Genomic DNA, 24,130 nt, shown 5'->3' with positions numbered 1-24,130 from the left:
ATTATCTGGTTTGTGTGTTATTAAAAGTCTAATTGAAGCGAGAAGGCCAGGTTACGGAAATTGGGATATGTATCTGTTCCATCAAATGGATTCCGGATGCTTCCTACTTCAGGATCATAACCGGAATAGTCAGTGATGGTAAGCAGGTTACGACCGATCACACGGGCTGTGATTCCTTTCACCACCCCTTTGAACATGCTCAAAGAAGATTTGGAGAATGTATACCCGATCGCTACTTCACGCAGTTTGATAAAACTGGCGTCCTCTACCCAATACCTGTTATTGGTATTTACATCATAGAAGCCCTGGAAATAATCCAGTGTCTTCTTCAGGTTCGTAGGCACATTGGCCATGTCCTCGATACCATTACGGTTATCGCGGGTCAACCACTGTGATTTACGGTTATACACATCACCACCTTGTTTGATGTCGATGAGCATATAAACCTGGAAGCCTTTCCAGTTAAGTGTATTGGAAATACCCATGATGAAATCAGGGTTACCATTACCGATCTCACCAAAATTCAGGTTGCCATCGGAATCGAGCAACTTGATCGGCTTTTCGTTGATGGTACCTTGAGAACCTACAGGAACAACATAACCGTCTGAGTTCACTTCGTAATCGGAGATGGTTTTACCAGTGGGCAATTGCTGGGCCATTTGATCCAGTGTTCTTACCCAGTCATATCCATAGATAGCACCATATCTTTCACCGGCTTTGATATAGAACAGACCGTCGGGACCCGACAGGTAAGGAGCTACATCCAGACTGGTGATGCGCTGGTTGGTTTTAGAGAAAACGATATTTGTATTCCAGCTCAGGTCCTTCTTCTTGAACCAGTTGGCACCCAGGGTCAATTCCAGGGTATTGGACTCCAACGAAGCGGCATTTCTCCACTGACGGTTGTAACCATCATTCAGGAAGGGGATCAGGGGAACTTCAAGGAAGGCATCGGTGGTTTTTGATTTGGCGTAAGTTCCTTCAAAATAGAATTTTCCAAGGAACTCTACATTCAACCCAAATTCCATTTCAGCGGTGTTACTGGGTTTCAGGTTCGGGTTACCTTGTTGGGAAGCCGACGCTGCGCCATTCGCCAGTTGATAATATCGATACTGCCAGTCATAACCCGGACGGATACCCGCCGTACCATAAGCAGCCCGTACTTTCAACTCATCAATGCCATTGATGTGTACATCCTGAGAGATACGGTAAGCACCGGAAACACGATAGTAGGGCTTCCATCTTTCTTCCGAACCAAACAGCGAAGAACCATCATAGCGGCCCATACCATCAAACAACAGTTTGTCTTTGTAATCCAAACCAAGGATCGCGAAATAGTTCCGTGCACGAATATCCTGAAGAGCAGAAGAATAACTGTGCGGGTTAGTGGGTGCGAAGTTGTTGAAGTCGGGAATATTGGGGTATGAGAATTGGGATGCGCTCACATCAAAATTCTCGTAGTGTTTGTTCTCAAACAAATAAGACAATTTACCGGTGACACGCAGGTTATTGAACCTGTGCATCATGTTGATGGTCGCCTGTGTGTTCTGGCTATTGGTCTCGTCTGAATATTTATACAGGCTTCCTTCGCTATGACTCATGCCCCAATCCGGAGCGGTACCACCACCAGCCACGATCCAAGTATCATAGGGAGAATAGCTGGTATAACGATAGTTCTCGATCTCAATGGTGTGGGTCAGGTCCACATTGATCCATTTGGCGAGTTTGATATTTGTGCTGTAGTTACCGATCCAGCGACGGGTAAAGTCATCTCGTTTGTTTTTCCATACGGAATAAAGCGGGTTTCTTTCATTGCTGAACGGGTTGTGACGGATCAGATAAGGCTGACCATCGGGGTTATTGAGCTTCAGATTATTGTCAGGCTCAGCCAAAACAATATTAAAGAAGATACCACCACCATCACCGGGGTATTGCGTCTTGGTGCTGATGAAGAGGTTAGAAGCCGAGAACTTCAACCAGGGAGCCACCTGGTGGTCAATGTTCAAACGGAAGTTCTGACGTTTGTAACCACTGGTATATTGAATGATACCTTCCTGTGAGTTGTTCTCAAAGGAAGCATACATATTGGTCAGTTTGGAACGGGTAGATATACCTACAAAGTTGGTATAGTTTGTACCGGTATTGAAGAACTCCTTTTGCTGGTCAATGTTCAGGGCAAAAGGATTATCCATGTAGTGGTCAGCTTTGATTGAACGGGATCCACTCAAACCGGGAGCAAAACCACCCATATAGTTGGAGGGATAGTTAACCCCTGCATATTTGGTATAATTAGATACACTCTGCCAATCGCTGGCCAGATTAAAGGCATGGCTTTCGGAGAGGTCAATATAGCGCTGAAGGTTTTGGAAACCTACTTCGTTACGGATCGTAACGGCAGTTGTTCCAATTTCAGTACGGTTACCTCTTTTGGTTGTAATGGAGATAACCCCGTTACCCGCGCGGGAACCATAGAGCGAAGCGGCAGCAGCACCTTTTACCACCTCCATGGATTCAATATCATCCACATTGATATCGGTAAGTGCACCATTCAGGATTACCCCATCTACCAGGATCATTGGGCTGGATCCAACATTCAGGTTATTATCACCACGAAGCAATACATCGATATTTCCACCGGGGGAACCACCGGTAGAATTCACACGTACACCGGCTACCTTACCCGAAAGGGCACTGGCAGCTGAAGTAGCAGGAACGATCTTCAACCGCTCTTCACCAACCTTAGTAACGGACACGGTCATCTTTTTCCGGGTTGTAGCTCCCGCTACACCGGTAACGATAACATCATCCAGTAATTTAGACTCATTTACCAGGGAAATACTAACGGTCTGCCCGGCCCTGACATTCAATGTCTGGGTACCAAAAGTTACGGCAGAGATCTCCAGCACCGTAGAGGCTGAAGGAATGTTCAATTCAAAAGTTCCATCGTTTGAAGTACTGGTACCAGTTTGGGTACCCTGGATAATCACGGAAGCACCCGGAACAGGGGCCCCCTTGTCATCGGTTACCTTGCCCTTAACGACACCCTGGGCAAAGACCGAAACGGTAGCACAAAAAGCCACCATCAGAGTCAGGAGTTTTCTCATGTTGTTTGGTAGTTTGGTTATAATAAAAAAAAGCGTTAAGGCAGTCAATCTGGGCGGGTACAGGATAAAAATAAATAAAATATATAAATATCCTAAGACAAATGGCCGTGCAACCTGCTGCACGGCCATTCAAACAAAAAAATTGCCTTTGATCAATATTTTGGAATTCCTTAACTACGGTCTCGGCTATTGAGAAACAACATGATATACTGCAGCAGGTTGACCACAGCGGCCAGCGCTGCTACTACATAAGTCATTGCCGCCCAATTCAATGCGTCTTTTGCCTTGGGGTATTCCACGGCATTGGCCACATTGGTACCGTTCAACCAGGCCAGGGCCCGGCGGCTGGCGTCAAACTCAACCGGGAGCGTGATCAGCGAGAAAACTACCGTAACTGCCAGTAAACCAATGGCAATCAGAAGAAAAACCGGCATACCGGCCAGGGCCAGGGCCACACCCACCAGGAGTGCTATATTAATTATACCCGAACTGAACTGAACAGCCGGAACCAGTTTGCTCCGCATGGTCAACCAGGCATAAGCCTGAGCATGTTGTACCGCGTGCCCGCACTCGTGCGCCGCCACAGCTGCTGCAGCTATGGAGGAACTGTTATATACTTCTGGACTCAAATTCACGGTTTTGTTTACCGGATTGTAGTGATCACTCAAAAATCCCTGAACGGATGTGACCTGCACGTCATAGATCCCATTCTCCTTCAACATCTTCTCCGCCACCTGGCGTCCGGTCAGCCCATTCGACAAAGGAATCTTGCCATAAGTCTTGAACTTTCCACGCAAAATCATCGAAACGACGAGGCTCAGTCCAATGAATAAAATCGAAACCAACATGATACTCGGTGTCATATCTCTTTTTTAATAAAATAAGGCATCAAATCTCCCTCCAAACCTCTTTCCCGGAAGCCTTGTCACCCCAAAAAACAGCCCCCGCCGATATGTCATATACGAAATCCTTCGTGTATTAAATTAAAAAAAATTCTCCTGTGGGATTGCGTGAATCAATATGAATATATAATAACTTGTAAAGAATTAAATATCATTTATTTATAAGGAAATTTTAGAAAATTAAGGGCTGATTTTAGGGCCAAATTTGGGCTTTGAAGTTATCAACAGGAGCAAAAATTTATTTTGTTATCCCCCGCAGATTTGTAATTTAGTACCAGAATTTAATGGGTTAGTAAGTAAAAGGGTCGATCGTCAGATCGGCCCTTTTTACTTTGTATAATTTTCTCTGTTTTTTTCCTCCATTCTGCATGTAGAAAATCCATTTTTACATCCCGTTTTTACAACTCGTTTTACTTTTCATCATGTTATCTTTAGCGCATGAGTAAGGCAAGATCAACATTCTTTTGTCAAAACTGCGGACATGAAAGTGTGAAGTGGTTAGGGCAATGCCCATCCTGTTTACAATGGAACACATTTGTGGAAGAAGTGGTACAAAAGGAAGTTAAAGGAAAGGACAAAGATTGGAAAGATTATCATGAAGGAAAAAGAATTCAACGCACCATTCCTTTACAGGATGTACAAGCGGGTGAAGAAAAGAGGATCGCCACAAACGATAAAGAACTGAATCGCGTTTTGGGTGGTGGCATCGTACCTGGAAGTTTGGTATTGATCGCCGGTGAACCAGGCATTGGAAAATCAACCCTCTTTCTGCAAAGCGGGTTGGAGTTAACCGGAGTGAGCACTCTTTATATCAGCGGTGAAGAAAGTGAGCAACAGATCAAGATGAGGGCGGACCGTTTACACCGCTCCAACGAAGATTTTTACCTGTTGACAGAAACATCCACACAGATCATTTTCCAGGAGATCAAAAAACTAAAACCAGGATTGGTCATAATTGATTCGATCCAAACCCTGCACACACCATTCATCGAATCCTCCCCGGGAAGTGTTTCGCAGATACGGGAATGTACGGCGGAATTTCAGCGATTTGCCAAGGAAACCAATACCCCGGTATTCCTGATCGGACATATCACCAAGGATGGTTCCATTGCGGGTCCCAAGATATTAGAACATATGGTAGACACGGTCCTTCAGTTCGAAGGCGACCGTCATTATGCCTATCGCATCATACGCACCCTGAAGAACCGTTTTGGCAGCACCGCCGAATTAGGCATTTATGAAATGACCGATGCCGGTATGCGGGTAGTATCCAACCCCAGTGAGATACTCATCACCCAAAAAGAAGAAGCCCTGAGTGGTATTGCCATTGCCGCAACCATCGAAGGCATGCGTCCTTTATTGATCGAGGTCCAGGCCCTGGTCACCCAATCCGTTTATGGCACACCGCAACGCACCGTCAGTGGTTTTGATCTGCGTCGTCTGCAACTACTCCTGGCAGTGTTGGAAAAAAGAGGCGGTTTCCATTTTGGCGTAAAGGATGTATTCCTCAACATTGCAGGTGGCATAAAGGTCGAAGACCCTTCCATTGACCTGGCCGTACTCTGTGCCTTGCTTTCTTCGTATGAAGATGCCGTCCTTCCCTCCAATATGTGTTTTGCCGGCGAAGTAGGCCTCAGTGGCGAGATCCGCGCCGTTAACCGCATTGATCAACGTATTGCGGAAGCAGAAAAACTTGGATTTGAAAAGATCATCGTCTCCAAATACAATTCCAAAAGCCCCTCCTCCAAAAAGTTCGATATCGAAGTTGTACCGATGGGGCGAGTGGAAGAGTTGTACCGTTATTTGTTTTCCTAGCGTGGTTCGAAAACTCATTTGATTGCGTCGATTTTACGGATTTTTTCTCGCGGCGCACGCAAAGAATCTGGCGGACGCGGAGGCCCTCTCCTTTTCGACCTACCTGCAGCCGCAGCGCACGTCGCCTCCTTGCGTGCGCCGCGAGAAATAAAAAATTCGTGCAAATAATCTAATTCGTAAAATCTGTACCCGATGTTATCCCTCCTTTTCCCCCACACCTGTGCCTCCTGTCAATCAGACCTGCTCGAAAGAGACAGCGAAGTCTGCGGCCCCTGCCTCCTCGATCTTCCCGAAACCGGGTTCACCGGTTTGCCTGACAATCCCGTAGAGAAATTATTCTGGGGGCGTTTGCCCCTTCGCTCTGCATCCAGTCTCTATTATTTCAATAAAGGAGGCGCCATACAAAAATTATTACACGAAATAAAATACAAAGGCAATCGCGCGCTGGCCATACAACTGGGAAAAAACCTGGGTAAGGCCATTGCGCAATTCCATGCACCGGGTTCGCTGGATGCCCTGATCCCATTACCCCTATTCCCTAAAAAAGAAAGACAAAGAGGGTATAATCAGGCACAACTGATCAGTGAAGGAATATCGTTGGTGACCGGTCTGCCGGTTTTGAATGACGTTATCATTCGTCCGGAGCACACAGAAACACAAACCAAAAAAGGAAGATTGGAAAGATGGAAGAACATAGATGGAAAATTTGACTTAAAGGACCCTGCTGCGATAAAAGGAAAATCTCTTCTTCTTGTAGATGATGTGGTAACAACGGGGGCTACGCTTGATTCCTGTGGCCAGGAACTTTTGAAAGCCGGAAACATCCACCTTCATATCGCCGTACTCTGTATTGCCGGCAGCTAACGGCAATAGAGATAAATGGTTAATTTTGACCCATGCGCAAACTCCTTCCGCTTCCCTTATTTCTCCTTATCTTCTTTTCCTGCCGGAAGGATAGCTTTATCACCAGCCCGGATGCGCGGGTTACGATAAGCGCAGATACCCTGCACTTTGATACAGTATTTACAACGGCTGGTTCGGTTACCCAATATTTCAAGGTTCGGAACGACAATGACCAAAAATTATTGATCTCCTCCATCCGTATCATGGGTGGAGCAGGTTCCGTATATCACATCAATGCCGATGGTACACCCGGACCGGAAATACAGGACCTGGAGCTGGCGCCGAATGACAGTTCCTATGTATATGTCAATCTCCGCATTGACCCCAGCACCGATATACTTCCTTTTGTTGTACGCGATAGTGTACGCATTGCATATAATGGCAACGAACAATTTGTTCAACTGGAGGCATGGGGGCAGAATGCCCATTTTTTCCGGGATAAGGTTATTTCGGGAAACGAAACCTGGACCAATGACCTTCCCTATGTGATCCTGGGTTCATTGGAAGTGGCCACTTCAGGTCATCTCCAAATTGAAAAAGGGTGTCGCGTATATGTACATGCTGATGCACCACTCATAATTAATGGACGTTTACAGGTCAATGGCGAAAAGGATAGTATTGACAGGGTATACTTTCAGGGAGACAGGTTAGACCTGCCTTATGCCGATTTTCCGGCTTCCTGGCCCGGGATCTTCTTTACCCCCACCAGTCATGATAACTTTCTTCAATTTGCAGTTATCAAAAATGCCTACCAGGCCATAGCGGTTCAGGACCCCTCCATCAATGCCAATCCCAAGCTCACCTTGCTGGAATGTATCATTGAAAACGCCTACGATGCCGGCATCCTTTCATTCAATAGTGCCATCAATGCCCGAAATTGCCTGATCAGCAACTGTGGTAAGAACCTGATGTTGGTCAAAGGCGGTGTCTATCTTTTTGAACATTGCACAGTTGCCAGTTATTCAAATACCTACCTGGTTCACAAGGACCCTGTTTTGCTACTTACCAACTATGTGTCCGCAAATAATATTCCGGTGACAGCCAACCTGACTGCTACCTTCCGCAACTGCATCTTTTGGGGGGAAAATGGTATTGTTGAAAATGAAGTGACCGTGCTTAAAGTGGGCTCCGATCCATTCAATGTGACCTTTGATCATAATCTGTGGAAACAGTCGCAGGAACCATCGGGGATAAATTCCATTTCCAATCTCAATAATCTACCACCCGCATTTGATAGTATCAACACCAGTAAGCATTACTACAATTTCAGGTTAAGGGACAACTCACCGGTTTTGAATGCCGGAGTCAACAGCTCCGTTTCCATTGATCTCGATGGAAAGCCGCGTCCCGTAGGATTACCTGATCTGGGGTGCTATGAAAGGCAGTAGTGGAGGCGGGAGATGTGGGAGACGTGAGACGTGAATCGTGAGTAGGAAACTTACAACTTATTTCGCCCCTTACTACTGACGCCTCACGTCTCACGATTCACGTCTCACGTCCCTAGTTCAAATACTTCGTCACCTCATCACTCATTGGCTCCACTTTCGAGGAAAACACCGTGATCAGTTTTCCTTTTTCATCAACCAGAAATTTGGTAAAATTCCATTTGATGGGGTCAGTAATACCCTTAGCTTCTGCTTCGGCCACGAGGTATTTAAAGAGCGGATGAATATCATCGCCTTTTACTGAAACCTTCTCCGCCATTGGGAAGCTAACTCCATAATTCTTTTTGCAGAATTCAGCGATCTCGTCATTGGTACCCGGCTCTTGCTGTCTGAAATTATTGGCGGGAAATCCAATGATCACCAGTTTATCCTTGTAAGTAGTATAGAGTTTTTCCAGTCCCTCATATTGGTAGGTGTACCCGCATTTAGAGGCGGTATTCACGATCAGGATCTTTTTGCCCTTGTATTTGGAAAGATCGATCTCGCCGCCTTCGAGGCCGGGAACTTTGAAATCATATACGGAGGTGGCGACAAAGAACAGGGTAATGGCGAGAAGAAGCGTTTTCATGATCGTGTGTTTTCGTGAAGAACAAAGTTAACTTAAATAAGTTTAGGGGGTAATCCCCTAATTTCGCTGCATGTCCTTTCGCGATGTTATAGGCCAGGAAGCCGTGAAGAATGACCTCAGAGAACTCATTACCCAGAACAGGCTTAGCCATGCCTTGTTGTTTTTGGGAAAAGAGGGAAATGGTGCCTTAGGACTGGCCTATGCCCTTGCCCAATACCTGGTTTGTACGCAAAAAGGTGAAGATGCCTGTGGCACCTGCCCGGCCTGTACCAAGGTTCAACAACTGGTTCATCCCGATATTCACTATGCCTATCCTGTTGTAACAAAAAAATCTGGCACCCCTCCGCTGAGCACGGATTATATCACAGAATGGAGGGAGTTCTTCAAATCATATCCTTACGGAAATGTATTTGACTGGCTTCAGTTTATTGGGGCAGAAAATAAACAAGGCAATATCACGGCCGCAGAGTGTAATGATATCCTCCGCAAGCTAAGTCTCAAGAGTTTTGAAAGCGACTACAAAGTACTTGTCATGTGGATGCCCGAATACCTGGGCAATGAAGGAAACAAATTACTCAAGCTGATCGAGGAGCCACCACCTGATACACTATTTATATTGGTGGCCGAAAATGAGTCGCTCATTCTGCCCACCATCCTGTCGCGTTGCCAATTAATAAAGATCCCTGCACTGACTGACCAGGAAATCGCTTCAGCCCTGATCGAAAGAAACAAGACCGCACCTGAACTGGCACACCAGACGGCGGGTATAAGCGAGGGTAACTACCGCGAAGCGCTCCAATTGCTCCAGCATGCCGAAGAAGACTGGCAGTCCCTGCTCCGCGATTGGCTGAATGCCACCCTGAAAACCGGACCCGTTGCCCAGACCAAATGGGTGGAGGAGGTAAGCAGGCTTGGACGGGAAAAACAGAAGCAATTCCTACGGTATTTCAACCACCTGCTCCAGCAGGCCATACGGCTCCGGATAATGGGACAGCTCCCCCTGCCCGAAAAAGAACTGGATTTTGCCCACCGCCTCAATAAAATAGCCAGCCTGGAACAACAACAGGCCCTGGTGGAGGAATTGGATAAGGCCAGTTATTATATAGAAAGAAATGCTAATGCGAAAATGCTCTTTCATGCCCTTACGATCAAACTTTACCATATCATTCAGGACAAAATTGTATTTTTGAATCATTGACCCCGGAAATGGCATGTGCGGAAAGGAGGGTCAGGATTGGGCGGTGAGGTTTTGTGTAAGTGGCTGATTCCTTGTTTTCTCTGCGAATCAATATAAATATTACCACAGCAGGCGTCTCCTCCCATTCCAATCTATTATTAAAAATAATTTTTATCTGGCTGAATGGGTTGCGGAAACTGTTCCCCTAAAGGATGTAAGAGCAATGGTGGTTGCAGCACAGGTAGTTGCAACCGGATGAATGCCTACGACTGGCTGATTAATCTGCCTATGGTAGATCAGGACAGCTATTGCCGCATCATAGAGGTGAGCTTCAATAATGGTAGCCGGAAAGATTTTTTCCGCAATACCACCTTGCATTTATTTGAAAAAGGCGATTTTATTACCGTGGAGGGGGTAAGTGGTTTTGATGTAGGCGAAGTGTCCCTGACCGGAGAAGTGGTACGCCTGCAAATGAAGAAACGCGGGGTAAAAGAACAAAGCGAAGAGATCAAAAAGGTCCTGAGGCCATCGAGCGAACGGGATATAGATACCTGGAGACATACCAAATCACGCGAAAAAGAAGCCCTGATCCGCGCCCGGGCCATTACCCGGCAGTTGAAGCTGGACATGAAGATCAGTGAAGTGGAGATACAGGCTGATGGACGCAAGGCTACCTTTTTCTATATCGCCGATGGGCGTGTGGATTTCCGGGAGTTGATCAAAGTTTATGCTTCGGAATTCAAGGTAAAAGTGGAAATGCGCCAGATCGGTGCCCGCCAGGAAAGTTCCAAAGTGGGTGGGATCGGTAGTTGCGGCCGCGAACTCTGCTGCAGTACCTGGCTTACTGATTTCAAATCGGTGAATACCGCCGCGGCACGTTACCAAAACCTGTCCATCAACCAGACCAAATTATCCGGTCAGTGCGGACGGTTGAAATGTTGTCTCAATTACGAACTCGATACCTATCTGGATGCCCTCCAGGGTTTCCCCAACGATTGCGATACGATCCAGGTAGCCAAAGGCAATGCCAACCTGATCAAAAAAGATATTTTCAAGAACCTGATGTGGTATATGCTGCCCGATAGCAGTAAACAATATCCGGTTCCCATCGAAAGAGCGGTAAAGATTAAATCGCTCAACAGACAGGGCATTATTCCCGATGAACTTGAAGCGGTGGAAGTCACATCATCCAAACCAAAAGAAGTAGAACCTGAATTTGTGGATGTGGTGGGCCAGATCAGTTTGCGCAGCCTGGAAAAAGCGGACCGTAAACGCCGGCACAAACAACAGCAACAACCCCGCAGACCCCAACAAGGTGGTGGCGGAAATCAACAATCATCCCAGCAACAACAACAGCAACCCCGTAAACCACACCAGGGCGGTAGTGGTGCAAACAGAAACCCCAACCAGGGGCAGAATAGAAATCGTCGCCCGGGAGGTAATACGGGTGGTAATAATCGTAAACAGGGAAGTTAAGTCTTAGCGGTTAAACACCTCAAACAAGGCGTCCTGCACTTTACCTCGTACATTCAGGTCAAGCAGTACCCGATTATTCCTTGTGGGGTTAACACGATTGGACAGAAAAACATACACCATCTTTTTTTCTGGATCCACCCATACACAAGTACCGGTAAACCCGGTATGACCAAATGTAGCCGGCGAGGCCAATACACTTGGGTACGGCTCCTGTCCTTTCTTTAGCTCCCTTTCCGGTTTATCAAACCCCAATCCCCTTCTGGAATCGCTGGAGCCATAGGCCGTAAAGAGTTTTATCGTTTCTTCGGAGAGATATCTTTTTCCATTTAACACACCTCCATTGAGCAGCATTTGATACAGGGTGCCGAGGTCATAGGCATCTGAGAAAAGTCCGGCATGTCCGGCCACTCCTCCAAACATCGAAGCGCCTTCATCATGCACATCACCCCTTATCGCCTGATTTCGGAAATGAAGTTCCGTCTCGGTCGGAATGATCTGATCAAGCGGGTACTTCTCCCGGGGTTTGAACCCTAAGGACAGCAGTCCCATTTTTTCATAAAATTCCTGGCGCACATATACATCCAGGGGTTTACCCGAAATAGCTTCCACTACTTTTCCCAAAAAGATAAAATCATTATCGCTGTACACATATTTACCCCGGGTACCCAAGGGACTTTTCAATATCCGTTGGAACATGGTATCCTGATAATCCTGGCGCATGTACAGGTTTTCGGCTACGCGTATGGTATATGCGCCGGTTCTTTCCCGGGAAAAATAAACAGAAGAAGGTATCCCTGTACTCGTATCGATGACTTCTTTATAAAAAGCAATAAAGGGTACGAGTCCAGCCCGGTGCAGCAAAACATCCCGCAATTTGAGATTTGCTTTATCTGTTCCCTTTACAATCTTCAGATAATCACCCAGGGTTTTATCCAGGTCCAGTTTACCCTGATCATACAATTTCATGACGGCGAGCGTGGTGGCGCTTACTTTGGTAACCGAGGCCAGGTCAAAGATATCATTGATGTCCATGTTCCTTTCACCCTGATAACTGATCTGGCCAAAGGCTTTCTGGTAAACAATGGCCCCGTCTTTGGCCGCAAGGATCACACAACCCGGAAAGGCTTTTCGTGCGATGGCATCGTTCACAATGGAGTCGATGGTCTCCAGGCCTGGCAGGGGGCGTGTATGCAGGGAGCTGGTTTGTTTATGATAAATGATGCCTTCGCCAAATTTCTTTCCGGCCACGGAAACAGGCAATACTCCCTGAGGGGTAATGCGTCCTTTTAATAGATCAGCAGCCGCATTGGCTGTTATATCATCATCCTGATAGCAGGCAACCAGGTTTTTAGCATCAGCGAAATAGGAAAGCGAAAGCACATTGCCAAACACCAGTGTAACGGAAGGAAAAGCCTGCAACTGGCGAAATAAATCCAGTGCCGCACCGGAAATATTATATTGATTGGCCGGTCGAAGTGATAATCCATGAACCCCGATCACGACTTCCTGGTAGAGACCTTTTTGAAGCGAGGCCAGTATCTCATTCGCTTTGTCTGCCGATTCCTTATAGGAAAATAAATAAGTATCTGCCTGATGATCCAATTGGATACGCGTGCCAAACACATTCAGGTTATTCAGGCCGATCCCGACAAAAGCTACTTTCTTATCGCGTAGCACGGGTAATATCCCGGTTTCTGAGCGTACTAAAGTGATTGTGGCGCGTGCAACGGCATCGCGGATCTTATCTGTTTGTTTATTCAGGTCCTCGGTCAGGTTTCGTGTATCGATCAAGGTTTGATTGGGTAACCCCAATTGATATTTGGCCCGAAGGGCCTTTTTTACTTTTTCATCCAGGATGGCCCAGGTCAATCTTTTTTGTCTGATCGCGGCTTTGATAGCCTTGATCGCTTCGGGGACATCCTCCGGTAAACAAAGCATATCATTACCGGCCACCAGGGCTTCGACGGCGATTGTACCTCCGGGAAAATATTTTGCCACACCCTTCATTTCCAGGGCATCGGTAAAGGTGAGTCCGGCAAAACCCAATTCTTTTCTCAATAATCCATTCACTGCCGGGGCTGAAATAGAGGTGGCCACATTGGGAGAAGCATCTAAAGAGGGGATGGAAAGGTGTGCGACCATGACGCTTCCTACTCCCGCATCCAATAAGGCTTTAAAGGGCATCAGCTCCATGGAATCCAATTGGCTCCGGGTCTTGTTGACGATCGGAAGATCATAGTGTGAATCAACATCCACATCACCATGACCGGGAAAATGCTTGGCACAGGCCATGATACCGGCATCCTGCATACCCCGCATGTAAGCCACACCAAGTCGGGCTACCTTGTATTTGTCTTCGCCAAAAGAACGATATCCGATCACGGGGTTATTGGGGTTATTATTGATATCCACTACGGGCGCATAGTTGACATGTATCCCCAGGCGCTTACATTGTTCTCCTACAGCAAGTCCCATCTGGTACACCAGCGTGGTATCGGATAGTGCTCCCAAGGTGAGTTGATAAGGAAATTTTATAACACTATCCAACCGCATACCAACGCCCCATTCGCCATCAATGGTCACCATCAGGGGTGTTTGGGCTATGGATTGATAGTAGTTGGTATAATTGGCCTGCCGTACCGGGCCTCCCTGAAAGAAACAGAGCCCGCCCACATTGTACTGGCGAATAATGGCCGCCACCTTTTCCGCATATTCATCCCCTTTGTCAGAATGCGCACGGATGATCATCAATTGCGCGATCTTTTGATCTTTATTCAGTGAATTGAACACACTATCTACCCATTCTGATTCTGTAAGGCGGGAAGAAAATTGGGCCTGGGCAGTTCCGGCCATAAAGAATAAAACTAAAAAATACTTGGCTCGCATACCTGTAAATTTACAGCATTCCCATTCACTATTCACTATTCACCATTCACCCCCTCACGTCTCACCTCTCACGAAACTCACGCCTTACGAAACTCACGCCTCACGAAACTCACGCCTCACAAAACTCACGCCTCACGATTCACGATTTTTAATAATACCTTTGCCCGGTGTCTGATATCATACAACTTCTCCCCGATAACATAGCCAACCAGATCGCCGCCGGCGAGGTCATTCAACGGCCTGCCAGCGCGGTAAAGGAGCTATTGGAAAATGCGGTGGATTCCGGTGCCACGGAGATCAAATTATTCATCAACGATGCGGGCAAATCGCTTGTTCAGGTAGTGGATAATGGCAAAGGCATGAGTGAGACCGATGCCCGGATGTGTTTTGAACGGCATGCAACTTCCAAAATCCGTCAGATCGAAGATCTGTTTCGGATTCGGACCATGGGGTTCCGGGGCGAAGCCCTGGCATCCATTGCGGCGGTGGCACAAGTTGAACTGAAAACGAAAAGGGTGGAAGACAGCACCGGCACCTATCTCGAAGTTGAAAACAGTGTGGTAAAAAAGCAGGAACCCGTGGCCTGCCAGGCCGGCACCAGTATAGCCATGAAGAATCTTTTCTTCAATGTTCCCGCCCGTCGGAATTTTTTGAAAAGCAATGCCGCTGAATTACGCCATATCCTGGATGAATTCACGCGGGTGGCCATGGCCTTTCCGGAAATCTTCTTTTCCCTGAGCAGTAATGGACAGCAGCTCTTCCACCTTGATGGCGGTAGCCCCAAGCAACGCATTGTTCAACTGCTGGGAAATAACTACGCCGCTAAACTGGTGACGGTAAAGGAAGAAACGGATTATCTGAATATTTATGGATTTGTAGGAAAACCCGAGACCGCCAAGAAGACCCGGGGTGATCAATACTTTTTTGTCAATAGCCGTTTTATTAAAAGCCCCTATCTCCACCATGCCGTGATGAGTGCCTTTCAGGAAATGATCCCGGCAGACAGCTTTCCGGCCTATGTGCTTTTTATTGATCTGGATCCGGAGCAGGTAGATGTGAACGTACACCCCACCAAACAGGAGATCAAATTTGAAGATGAAAAGATCGTGTACGCGTTTGTACAGGCAGCCATTAAACACGCACTCGCCCAATTTAGTGTAACACCCACACTGGATTTTGACCTCGATGCCTCCATCCAGCAATTGTCATCTGTACAACAACCGTTTACCGATGATAAAAAATCACAGGCGGTTTCCTCTTCCCTGTACAAAGGTTTTACGCAAAAGCACCAGGCGCATTTTATAGAAAAAAGCCCCAGAAGTGATCTGGGTAGCTGGTCGGATTATGCGGGTTCAACTGAAAAAGAGTTTGATCCAACCAAAACCACTCAGTCCACAGAATCCGCCATCCCAAGCCTGGCCAACATCGCTTTATCAGAAGATACGGAGTTGACCCAACTCCTGAATACCTATATCCTGCTACCGATTGGAAACAGTTTTAAACTGATCCACCAACAGTCGGCCCATGAGCGGGTATTGTATGAAAAAATGATTGCGGCGGCTGAGGGCAAACCAATGGCCACCCAGCGAAGTCTCTTCCCCATCACCCTCGACCTTTCACCGGCCGATGCGGTCATTCTCCAGGAGTTGATCCCCGACCTGCTGGTACTCGGTTATAGCATTGAGCCTTTTGGAAAAAATAGTTTTGTGATCCAGGGAACCCCCGCTGATGTGGAACAGGGAAATGAAAAGGTGGTGATCGATTTTATGCTGGAACAATACAAGCATTTCAGCAGCGATCTTAAATTCTCAAAAAGGGAAAAACTGATACGTTCCCTCGCCCGTCAACAATCCGTCCGGCCCGGCACGCGTCTTACCCAGCGCGAAATGCGCATACTCCTCACCGATCTCTTTGCCTGCCAACAACCCAATGCCACTCCCGATGGCAACCCGGTTTTCCTGGAATTTACGGAAGATGGATTGGAGAGGATGTTTAGGAAGTAGGTTGTTGGAGGACGGATGTTGGATTTGGATGACTGATGACAGATGACGGATGACGGATGACAGATGGCGGAGGCTTGCTGTGCGAGACCTCTGGTCTCGCACTTTTATCTTGTCGCCTCTGGCGACGCGAATAACAGCATTTTCATTTAAATTATGATATTAAAACTGTCGCCAGAGGCGACGGGAGAATCGTGCGAGACCAGAGGTCTCGCACAGCAAGCCTCCGCCATCTGTCATCCGTCATCCGTCATCTGTCATCAGTCATCCAAATCCAACATCAAACCTCCACCCCCCTTCCTTCCTTCGAACTCCTCCAGGCTGCATCAATGATTCGGATAGTCTTTACACCATCTGCTGCTGGTACAGGATTGGGACCCTGACCGGTTAAGGCTTTATAGACATCATCAAAATAGTACATGTAATTCCCGGGTTGGGATATGGTTTGTTGTCTTGTTACCTGCCCATCAATCTCGGTGTGCAATAAACCATCTGGTTGTGTCAGGTCCCCACACCAATTCTCAAAAGAAGGCCGCACTTCGGCCAATAATTTTTGTTCCTGTTGGTCTGAACGTTCCTGGAAAAAACTTCCTTTCATGCCATGCAGGCTATAGGCCGGAAATGGTTCGCGGGCGATACAGGTAGCTTTTAACCGAACCCTGAAATCGGTGTAGTAGAATAGTATTTCAAAATAATCTGTTGCCTGAACATCGGGGCGCATACGCCAGATATCGGCAAAGACCGCTTTGGGCCAGCCAAATAATTGCAAAGCCTGGTCAATAAGGTGAGGACCCAGATCGTAAATAATCCCTGCCCCGGGAAGTTCCCCTTCCTTATGAGGTTTACCAGCGGCATGGGGGCGGTACCGGTCATACCGGATCTCTACTTCGCGCAGGTCACCCAACAACTTTTTCTCCACCACATTCTTTACGCTTAAATAGTCGCCATCATAACGACGGTTCTGGTACACACAAAGAAATAATCCTTTCTTCTCCGCTAACTCGGCCAGTTCTTCTGCTTCTTTTAACTCAACGGTAAATGGCTTTTCCACGATCACTTTCTTTCCTGCCAGCAGCGCCGCTTTTGTATAGTCAAAATGGGTAAGTGTGGGTGTATTCACAATGACCAACTCTATATGATCATCCGCCAGCAGTTCTTCAAAAGAGCGAAACAACTTCGAATCCGGATATCTCGCCCGTGAATCCGTCCGATTCCGCTCAACAATACCGCTCAGCTCAAATCCAGGGTGTACATCAATAAAGGGAGCATGAAAGAGTTTTCCACTCATTCCGTAGGAGGCGATGCCGGTGGAGATGGGGGTCATAGTTTTGTTTTAGTTAGTCTTGAGGCGTGAGGCGTCAGTCATGAAATTTACGTTGGTCTAAAATATTTTAATTTTACATCCCCAAAAATCACGTCTCACGTCTCACGTCTCACGACCTCTCCTGCGCCCGCAACCACCGCTCCGGTATTTCATTACTGCTGGCGAGGAGATAATCTTTATAACTGCAGGCGATGAATTGTTTATCGGGTAATTGCATCCACCAGCGTCCGGTCTTTTTACTTTGCAGAAAAATGGTCTCTACCTCGGCAAAGGCCATATGGTATTCATTGAATGAATCCTTTTCATCCAGTTTGGCTTCTCTTTTTCCCCGTCCGCGTCCGTCCATCAGGTACCAGATCATCTGTGCGATCTGTTTGGCCGTCAGGTCATGTTGATCACGATCGGGATCATAGCCATAAATACCTACCGTATTCACCTGTGGGCTCATGCCTGCATAGCGCATAAGGGTACAGGCGTCTTCGCCATTGAATCCATTGGGTGAATCCACATTTGCCGGGGCAAAGGCATGGGCAATAGCAGAAATATCAAAGCTAAAAAGTTGGGAGTTGCGAAGAACGGGCTCCATTTCTTCAATGCTTTCCTTTACATGTCCGACCCGGTAACAATCAAAACGTAATTTGTCCATCGTCTCCAATACCCGCGGATGGATATAATAACTTTGAAAACCGATATGGTTATAATGGCGGATATAATTGGGTTCGCCGGTGAGCATTTCCATCAGGAAGTTATCACAGCGAAAATCCGATTCCAGGTTCAGGTCGATCAGGGCATCCACGCAGGTGGCTTCCACGATCTTTTTATTCTGCCCATAGGCATGGTACTGGGCAAGGGTCAGATCGTGTGAGCCGCCCAGGATGATCACGGTTTTTCCTTCATTGATCAATTCGTTGATCACCGTCTTCAAGGCGGCATAGGTATCTGGAAGGTTGGCTCCTTTCTTCAGGTTGCCGATATCTGCCAGCCGGATATCGGTATGCCAGAAATACTGCGCGTAGAATTGGCGGCGTATGCTATCCGGGGCAGAGCTATAGGCCATGTGCATCCCGTTTCCCCTTTGTTCTCCGCACCCAATGAGCACCAGATCGGCTTCATCCAGATCGGGAAACTCCTCTTCATACACCTTAATAACACTCCCTATCTGCCCATCTTTATACCCCAGGTCATACGATAATTCAAATCGGTTGATGGGGAGGAGGAAGTCGGAGATGTTGAGGAAGTCTGACATAATCACAAATATAGACCAGGATTCCATTGCAGAGATTCTCAGGTCAAAAATTCAAGGATGAAAGGATTGACAGGATTTCCTGAGTCAATACCTCAATTCCTGTTTCCCCTGTAAAAAAACGCACAAAATAATCCGGTATAAATCCCTGAATTTTTGACCTGAGAAACCCGACAAAATAATCCTGGTTATATTTGCACCTATGGACACCCTACTCCACCAAATAGCCTCTTACAAAGCAGAAGTAGCCGCCTTTTCCACAACCGATCCGAAGGTGCTGGAAGAATTCCGGATCAAATGGCTGGGCACAAAGGGGATCGTTAAGGCCACCATGGGAGAAATGAAACAAGTGCCGGCGGAAAAGAAAAAGGAATTTGGCCAGGTATTGAATGATTTCAAACTATTTGTAGAAGGCCGTTTTGAAGAACTCCAAAGTTCGCTGAATGGTGCTGCTCTGCAGGCTGGTCCATCGATTGACATGAGTTTACCCGGTGACCCCATTACCGTAGGTACCCGCCATCCCATCAGTCTGGTTCGTAACCGGATCGTTTCGATCTTTCAACGACTGGGGTTTTCCGTTGCCACTGGTCCGGAGATCGAGGATGACTGGCACAACTTCACCGCCCTTAACCTTCCCGAACACCATCCGGCGAGGGATATGCAGGATACATTCTATGTACTTCAAAACCCCGACTGGCTGTTGCGAACGCATACCAGCAATGTACAGATACGGGAAATGGAAAAGGGAAAACTCCCGATCCGTATCGTATGTCCGGGACGCGTTTACCGGAATGAGACCGTAAGTGCGCGGGCGCATTGCTTCTTCCACCAGGTGGAAGGGTTGTACATTGACGAGCAGGTAAGCTTTGCCGATCTGAAGCAAACCCTGTACTTTTTTGTAAAGGAAATGTATGGCAAGGATGTGAAAGTGCGTTTTCGCCCCTCCTATTTCCCCTTTACCGAACCCAGTGCCGAAATGGATGTAAGTTGCTTCATTTGTAATAGTAAAGGTTGCCGGGTATGTAAATATACCGGCTGGGTAGAGATACTTGGATGTGGCATGGTTCATCCCAATGTGTTGGATAACTGTGGCATTGACAGCAATAAATACACAGGTTTTGCCTTTGGTATGGGTATCGAAAGACCTGCCATGCTGCTATACGGGGTAAATGACCTGCGTCTATTCAGTGAAAACGATCTGCGTTTTCTAAAACAATTCACCAGCGCCACATGATCGGAACGATATGCGTTTGCGGGGCCGGAACCATGGGCAGCGGAATCGCCCAGCATTTTGCCCTGCATGGCCGCTCCGTGATTCTTTTTGACCTGGAACAGCGCTTTATTGACCGGGCCCGGGTATGGATCGAAAAAGACCTGGACAAAGGCATAGAAAAAGGAAAGATAGACCCGGCAGAAAAAGAGGCCACCCTTGCCCGTATCCGTTTTACCACCCGACACGAAGATTGTATCGCGCCACTGATCATCGAAGCCATTATTGAGAAGCCGGAGGCAAAAACATCATTATTTCATTCGCTGTCGAAATGGAATAAACCAGATACGATCTTTGCCAGTAATACTTCTTCTCTGTCTATTGAAGCCCTGGCGGGTCAAATACCAAACCCCGAACGTGTGGCCGGATTGCATTTCTTTAACCCGGCCCCGCTCATGAAACTGGTGGAGATCGTTACCACTCCCTATAGTGACCCTGCTGTCATTCTCGCGCTGCAAAATCTTTGTACCGAAACAGGGAAGATCCCGGTGGTATGCAAGGATTCTCCGGGTTTTATTGTCAACCGTGTAGCCAGACCTTTTTATATTGAATCACTCCGAATGGCAGAAGAAGGAAAAGCGGATCTGGCAACGATTGATCAACTGCTGGAAAATGCCGGGTTTCGCATGGGCCCTTTCCGATTGATGGACCTGATCGGGAATGATGTCAATTACGCCGTAAGCGTATCGGTCTACGAACAATTGGGCCAACCCGAACGATTAAAACCATCTTACCTTCAGAAAGAAAAAGTAGATAAAGGAGAATGGGGGAAAAAGTCAGGCAAGGGATATTATGATTGGCAAAAAACATAATCGCGCATAAATGAAGATCACCCTTACAGGCGCTACCGGATTTTTAGGGGCCTATATTGCCCGGGAATTGGTAGGCCGGGGCCATACTGTTCGTGCCTTGCGTCGCCCGGGGGCCGTGGTGCCTTCCTATATCGAATCTTCCGTTTGGGAGAAGATAGAATGGGTGGAGGGAGATGTATTGGATATCCCTTCGCTGGAAGAAGCCATGAAGGGGGCAGAAGCAGTCATTCATTCCGCGGCCATGGTTTCCTTTGAAAGTGGGGGGAAAGAAAAAATTTATCTCGTAAACCGTGAGGGAACGGCCAATGTGGTTAACCTGGCCCTGGAGTTGGGTATTCCCCGGATGGTACATATAAGTTCCGTAGCGGCCCTTGGACGTACTGCACATGGCGACCAGGTAAATGAAGAAAAGAAATGGGTGGAAAGTAAATTGAATACCCATTATTCCCGATCCAAACAACAGGCTGAGATGGAAGTATGGCGGGGCGTGGGTGAAGGTCTTTCCGCTGTGATCCTAAATCCCAGTACCATACTGGGTTTTGGTGATTGGGATAAAAGCAGCTCGGCCATCTTCAAAAAAATTTACAAAGGCTTTCCCTGGTATACCGACGGAATCAACGGATTTGTGGATGTGGAAGATGTAGCCCGTGCGGCTGTATTACTCATGGAATCCGATATCACCGAACAACGATTTATTGTAAGTGCGGAAAATTGGACCTTCAAAAAACTATTTGAAACCATGGCCGCTGGTTTTGGTGTTAAAGCCCCTTCGCGACTGGCTACCCCTTTCCTGAGTGCCTTGTCGTGGAGAATGGAAGGGATCCGATGTTTCTTTACTGGCGAACGTCCGGTACTGACCCGCGAAAGTGCCCGTATTGCACAAACCAAGACCTATTTTCAAAACGATAAGCTACTCAAGGCCTTGCCGGGATTTTCCTTTACCCCATTGGAAGAATCCATTCAAAAAGCCTGTGTTAAATACAGGCATCATTATTGATAATTAGGTTTAAATTATTGAACTTTATGGCAGCCTGTTTTCGTTGTGCCTAATAATCAATAATTAACAATCAATAATTCTATGAAAGCCGCTTCCCTTCCTCTCCTGCTTTTATTTTTCTGGACTACTTCCTACGCGCAAAACGGTTTTATTGTTTCCGGAAAAGTACTTGACTCTGTATCGCAACAACCACTATTTGGCGCTTCCGTTTTTTGTCAGAATACAACCCAGGGTACCAGCACCAGCATGGAAGGAGGGTTTACACTTCGTTTGCGTCCGGGGGGCTACGATCTGGTAGTGACCTATACCGGATATCAATCCCAAACTATTCGGGTAACCGATAATGATCCGGTATCCAATCTGGTGGTTAACCTGGTCAAAGCGGAAAAAAGCATGGAAGAAGTCGTGATCCGCAGTTCCAATGAGGTATTGGATGGATGGGAAAAATATGGAAGCTTTTTTACCGACCTGTTTATTGGCGCTACTCCATTTGCCAAACAATGCACCTTACAGAACCCGCAGGCCTTGAAATTTTTCTATTATAAACGAAGCGATAAACTCAAGATACTGGCAGAAGAGCCCCTGGTGGTAGTCAACAATGCGCTGGGCTATATATTACGGTACCAACTCGATTCTTTTGTTTACCGCTACCCCGACAGCCAGTACAGCTACCGTGGTTTCTGTTTTTTTGAGGAAATGCAAGGGTCACGGGCTGAAATGAAAGTGTGGCATACCAACCGTAAAGCCGCCTATTATGGAAGCCGTCTCCATTTTATGCATGCCTATTATGACCGCAGCCTGAAAGAAGATGGTTTTATTGTAGGCCTGCTGAGTCAAACAGATGAAACCAAATTTGATCAGGTACAACAACCCTACAACCCGGAATACTATACCCGTATCGATAGCACCTCGGAGGTAGATATTAATTTCCCCCGGCGTATAAGTATCACCTACACCAAAAAAGTTCCGGAAAATGATTACCTCGATAAATTCAGGCTGCCCCGTAGCCTGGGGGTGCAGATCACCTATGCCGATCTGAAAGACTATATCACCATCACGGAAAATGGTTATTACTACAACCAGGGAGACTGGGTGAATTTCGGTTACTGGAGCTGGAAGAATATCGGCGATATGCTTCCATATGACTATATACCGGATTAATAACCCTTACTTATTCCATTATTTTTTTCCAGAGTTCGGGGATGCGTTTTACCCAAACCAACTCTTTCATTTTTTCTTTGGCATCCATGGCGGGGGACCCAAAATAACTCTTGCCTCCATCCAGGCTGGCAGGCACACCACTCTGCGCCATTAATACGGCACCCTTACCGATAGTAAGTGTTTTACTTACGCCTACCTGTCCCCAAAGGATGACCTCATCCTCTATGGTTGTGGCACCTGCAATACCAACCTGTGCCGCGAACAGACAGTTTCTACCAATGACCGTATCATGCCCAATATGCACCATATTATCCATCTTGGTTCCATTACCGATCACAGTGTCTCCACTTACACCACGGTCAATGGTACAACCGGCACCGATCTCCACCCCATTCCCGATCACCACCCTGCCACAACTTTTCATGCGCCGGTAGTGAATCTCCCGATCCGTCTTTTTATTGTAGTAAAAGGCATCACTTCCGATCACCGTACCCGATTGAATTACCACATCATCCCCAATGATACAATGGTCCATGATGGTAACATTGGGATGGATCACACAACGTTCCCCAATGAGAACATGATCGCCGATATAGGTGTTTGGCATGATCACCGTATCCGCTCCCGCACTGGAATGAACGCCAAAAGGAACCAGAGAAGGTTTAAATGGACGAAAATGATCCACCAACCGCAAATAAGCCTCAAAAGGTTGTTCCGTTACCAATAATGCTTTCCCGGGAGGGCATTCCATAGCCTTATTGATGATGATATAACTCGCTGCCGATTGAATACATTTATCATAATACTTTGGATGATCCACAAAAACCAAATCTCCTTTTTCCACCTTGTGGATCTCATTCATTCCCGTGGCCATCCCATTGGTATCTCCAATGATACTTGCGCCAATATAAGACGCGATCCACTCCACCGAAACTGGTTGATCAAACTTCATTTGAATAGATTTTAACAAAGGTAAACATTGCCATTACGCTTCCCCTCTTCTCCTTTTTTATCCTTTCATCTAACCGAAAATACCTTACCCTTTTC

General features: G+C 46.9%; 17 protein-coding genes. 10 read left to right on the top strand and 7 right to left on the bottom strand.

What is annotated here, in order from left to right; all coding sequences use genetic code 11:
* Positions 1 to 20: 20 nt before the first annotated feature.
* Entirely contained in the window at positions 21 to 3,104 is a 3,084-nt protein-coding gene (locus J0M30_03860) for a SusC/RagA family TonB-linked outer membrane protein (GenBank protein MBN8666614.1), read from the bottom strand.
* A 170-nt stretch (positions 3,105 to 3,274) separates the two neighbouring features.
* Positions 3,275 to 3,967 carry a zinc metallopeptidase gene (locus J0M30_03855; GenBank protein MBN8666613.1) on the bottom strand — a complete coding sequence of 231 codons (693 nt, stop codon included), beginning with the start codon at positions 3,965 to 3,967 and terminating at the stop codon, positions 3,275 to 3,277.
* Positions 3,968 to 4,444: 477 nt separating this feature from the next.
* On the opposite strand from J0M30_03855, the gene radA reads away from it, so the two are divergent.
* The 3 genes from radA to J0M30_03840 all read left to right on the top strand — a co-directional run bounded on the left by radA (position 4,445) and on the right by J0M30_03840 (position 8,112).
* Positions 4,445 to 5,821, top strand: a complete 1,377-nt coding sequence (gene radA, locus J0M30_03850) for a DNA repair protein RadA (GenBank protein MBN8666612.1) — start codon at positions 4,445 to 4,447, stop codon at positions 5,819 to 5,821.
* A 192-nt stretch (positions 5,822 to 6,013) separates the two neighbouring features.
* Positions 6,014 to 6,685: a ComF family protein gene (locus J0M30_03845; GenBank protein MBN8666611.1), complete on the top strand. Its 672-nt coding sequence runs from the start codon at positions 6,014 to 6,016 to the stop codon at positions 6,683 to 6,685.
* A gap of 32 nt (positions 6,686 to 6,717) precedes the next feature.
* On the top strand, positions 6,718 to 8,112 hold the full coding sequence (locus J0M30_03840; protein ID MBN8666610.1) for a hypothetical protein: 1,395 nt from the start codon (positions 6,718 to 6,720) through the stop codon (positions 8,110 to 8,112).
* Between the two features lie 112 nt (positions 8,113 to 8,224).
* Here the strand turns inward: J0M30_03840 and J0M30_03835 are convergent, their stop codons facing one another.
* The gene (locus J0M30_03835; GenBank protein MBN8666609.1) at positions 8,225 to 8,737 is read right to left on the bottom strand and encodes a glutathione peroxidase; all 513 of its coding nucleotides are present in this window, start codon (positions 8,735 to 8,737) and stop codon (positions 8,225 to 8,227) included.
* A gap of 70 nt (positions 8,738 to 8,807) precedes the next feature.
* Here J0M30_03835 and J0M30_03830 point away from each other — a divergent pair, with 70 nt between their 5' ends.
* Both J0M30_03830 and J0M30_03825 read left to right on the top strand, forming a co-directional pair.
* Positions 8,808 to 9,935 (top strand): hypothetical protein, encoded by a 1,128-nt coding sequence (locus J0M30_03830; GenBank protein ID MBN8666608.1) that lies wholly within the window; start codon positions 8,808 to 8,810, stop codon positions 9,933 to 9,935.
* 234 nt (positions 9,936 to 10,169) lie between these two features.
* Positions 10,170 to 11,390: a hypothetical protein gene (locus tag J0M30_03825; protein MBN8666607.1), complete on the top strand. Its 1,221-nt coding sequence runs from the start codon at positions 10,170 to 10,172 to the stop codon at positions 11,388 to 11,390.
* 3 nt (positions 11,391 to 11,393) lie between these two features.
* Here the strand turns inward: J0M30_03825 and J0M30_03820 are convergent, their stop codons facing one another.
* Complete coding sequence (locus J0M30_03820) at positions 11,394 to 14,276, bottom strand: serine hydrolase (GenBank protein MBN8666606.1); 2,883 nt, start codon at positions 14,274 to 14,276, stop codon at positions 11,394 to 11,396.
* 167 nt (positions 14,277 to 14,443) lie between these two features.
* Here J0M30_03820 and mutL point away from each other — a divergent pair, with 167 nt between their 5' ends.
* On the top strand, positions 14,444 to 16,279 hold the full coding sequence (gene mutL, locus J0M30_03815) for a DNA mismatch repair endonuclease MutL (GenBank protein ID MBN8666605.1): 1,836 nt from the start codon (positions 14,444 to 14,446) through the stop codon (positions 16,277 to 16,279).
* Positions 16,280 to 16,556: 277 nt separating this feature from the next.
* On the opposite strand, the gene J0M30_03810 is transcribed toward mutL, so the two are convergent.
* Together J0M30_03810 and J0M30_03805 are read right to left on the bottom strand one after the other, a co-directional pair.
* The gene (locus J0M30_03810; GenBank protein ID MBN8666604.1) at positions 16,557 to 17,600 is read right to left on the bottom strand and encodes a Gfo/Idh/MocA family oxidoreductase; all 1,044 of its coding nucleotides are present in this window, start codon (positions 17,598 to 17,600) and stop codon (positions 16,557 to 16,559) included.
* A 109-nt stretch (positions 17,601 to 17,709) separates the two neighbouring features.
* A complete protein-coding gene (locus tag J0M30_03805; GenBank protein ID MBN8666603.1) occupies positions 17,710 to 18,846 on the bottom strand; it encodes a formimidoylglutamase in 1,137 nt (378 codons plus the stop codon).
* A 199-nt stretch (positions 18,847 to 19,045) separates the two neighbouring features.
* On the opposite strand from J0M30_03805, the gene pheS reads away from it, so the two are divergent.
* The 4 genes from pheS (at position 19,046) to J0M30_03785 (ending at position 23,083) form a co-directional block, all read left to right on the top strand.
* Positions 19,046 to 20,077: a phenylalanine--tRNA ligase subunit alpha gene (pheS, locus tag J0M30_03800; GenBank protein ID MBN8666602.1), complete on the top strand. Its 1,032-nt coding sequence runs from the start codon at positions 19,046 to 19,048 to the stop codon at positions 20,075 to 20,077.
* Positions 20,074 to 20,925 (top strand): 3-hydroxybutyryl-CoA dehydrogenase, encoded by an 852-nt coding sequence (locus J0M30_03795; protein MBN8666601.1) that lies wholly within the window; start codon positions 20,074 to 20,076, stop codon positions 20,923 to 20,925. Before pheS ends, J0M30_03795 begins: the two co-directional genes overlap by 4 nt.
* Positions 20,926 to 20,935: 10 nt before the next feature.
* Positions 20,936 to 21,922, top strand: coding sequence for an NAD-dependent epimerase/dehydratase family protein (locus tag J0M30_03790; GenBank protein MBN8666600.1), 987 nt, complete (start codon positions 20,936 to 20,938; stop codon positions 21,920 to 21,922).
* A gap of 81 nt (positions 21,923 to 22,003) precedes the next feature.
* Entirely contained in the window at positions 22,004 to 23,083 is a 1,080-nt protein-coding gene (locus J0M30_03785) for a carboxypeptidase-like regulatory domain-containing protein (protein ID MBN8666599.1), read from the top strand.
* Between the two features lie 10 nt (positions 23,084 to 23,093).
* Here the strand turns inward: J0M30_03785 and J0M30_03780 are convergent, their stop codons facing one another.
* Positions 23,094 to 24,035 carry a UDP-3-O-(3-hydroxymyristoyl)glucosamine N-acyltransferase gene (locus tag J0M30_03780; GenBank protein ID MBN8666598.1) on the bottom strand — a complete coding sequence of 314 codons (942 nt, stop codon included), beginning with the start codon at positions 24,033 to 24,035 and terminating at the stop codon, positions 23,094 to 23,096.
* Between the last annotated feature and the right edge of the window lie 95 nt (positions 24,036 to 24,130).

Source organism: Chitinophagales bacterium, assembly GCA_017303415.1.
Classification (GTDB): domain Bacteria; phylum Bacteroidota; class Bacteroidia; order Chitinophagales; family Chitinophagaceae; genus SpSt-398.
The sequence above is the reverse complement of the archived record's forward strand: the minus strand, read 5'-3'. Positions and strand labels throughout refer to the sequence as shown.

Bases quoted from the DNA above. Each gene is read 5' to 3' on its own strand.
- J0M30_03860 (MBN8666614.1), bottom strand. From the start codon at position 3,104: ATGAGAAAACTCCTGACTCTGATGGTGGCTTTTTGTGCTACCGTTTCG.
- J0M30_03855 (MBN8666613.1), bottom strand. From the start codon at position 3,967: ATGACACCGAGTATCATGTTGGTTTCGATTTTATTCATTGGACTGAGC.
- radA (MBN8666612.1), top strand. From the start codon at position 4,445: ATGAGTAAGGCAAGATCAACATTCTTTTGTCAAAACTGCGGACATGAA.
- J0M30_03845 (MBN8666611.1), top strand. From the start codon at position 6,014: ATGTTATCCCTCCTTTTCCCCCACACCTGTGCCTCCTGTCAATCAGAC.
- J0M30_03840 (MBN8666610.1), top strand. From the start codon at position 6,718: ATGCGCAAACTCCTTCCGCTTCCCTTATTTCTCCTTATCTTCTTTTCC.
- J0M30_03835 (MBN8666609.1), bottom strand. From the start codon at position 8,737: ATGAAAACGCTTCTTCTCGCCATTACCCTGTTCTTTGTCGCCACCTCC.
- J0M30_03830 (MBN8666608.1), top strand. From the start codon at position 8,808: ATGTCCTTTCGCGATGTTATAGGCCAGGAAGCCGTGAAGAATGACCTC.
- J0M30_03825 (MBN8666607.1), top strand. From the start codon at position 10,170: ATGAATGCCTACGACTGGCTGATTAATCTGCCTATGGTAGATCAGGAC.
- J0M30_03820 (MBN8666606.1), bottom strand. From the start codon at position 14,276: ATGCGAGCCAAGTATTTTTTAGTTTTATTCTTTATGGCCGGAACTGCC.
- J0M30_03810 (MBN8666604.1), bottom strand. From the start codon at position 17,600: ATGACCCCCATCTCCACCGGCATCGCCTCCTACGGAATGAGTGGAAAA.
- J0M30_03805 (MBN8666603.1), bottom strand. From the start codon at position 18,846: ATGTCAGACTTCCTCAACATCTCCGACTTCCTCCTCCCCATCAACCGA.
- pheS (MBN8666602.1), top strand. From the start codon at position 19,046: ATGGACACCCTACTCCACCAAATAGCCTCTTACAAAGCAGAAGTAGCC.
- J0M30_03795 (MBN8666601.1), top strand. From the start codon at position 20,074: ATGATCGGAACGATATGCGTTTGCGGGGCCGGAACCATGGGCAGCGGA.
- J0M30_03790 (MBN8666600.1), top strand. From the start codon at position 20,936: ATGAAGATCACCCTTACAGGCGCTACCGGATTTTTAGGGGCCTATATT.
- J0M30_03785 (MBN8666599.1), top strand. From the start codon at position 22,004: ATGAAAGCCGCTTCCCTTCCTCTCCTGCTTTTATTTTTCTGGACTACT.
- J0M30_03780 (MBN8666598.1), bottom strand. From the start codon at position 24,035: ATGAAGTTTGATCAACCAGTTTCGGTGGAGTGGATCGCGTCTTATATT.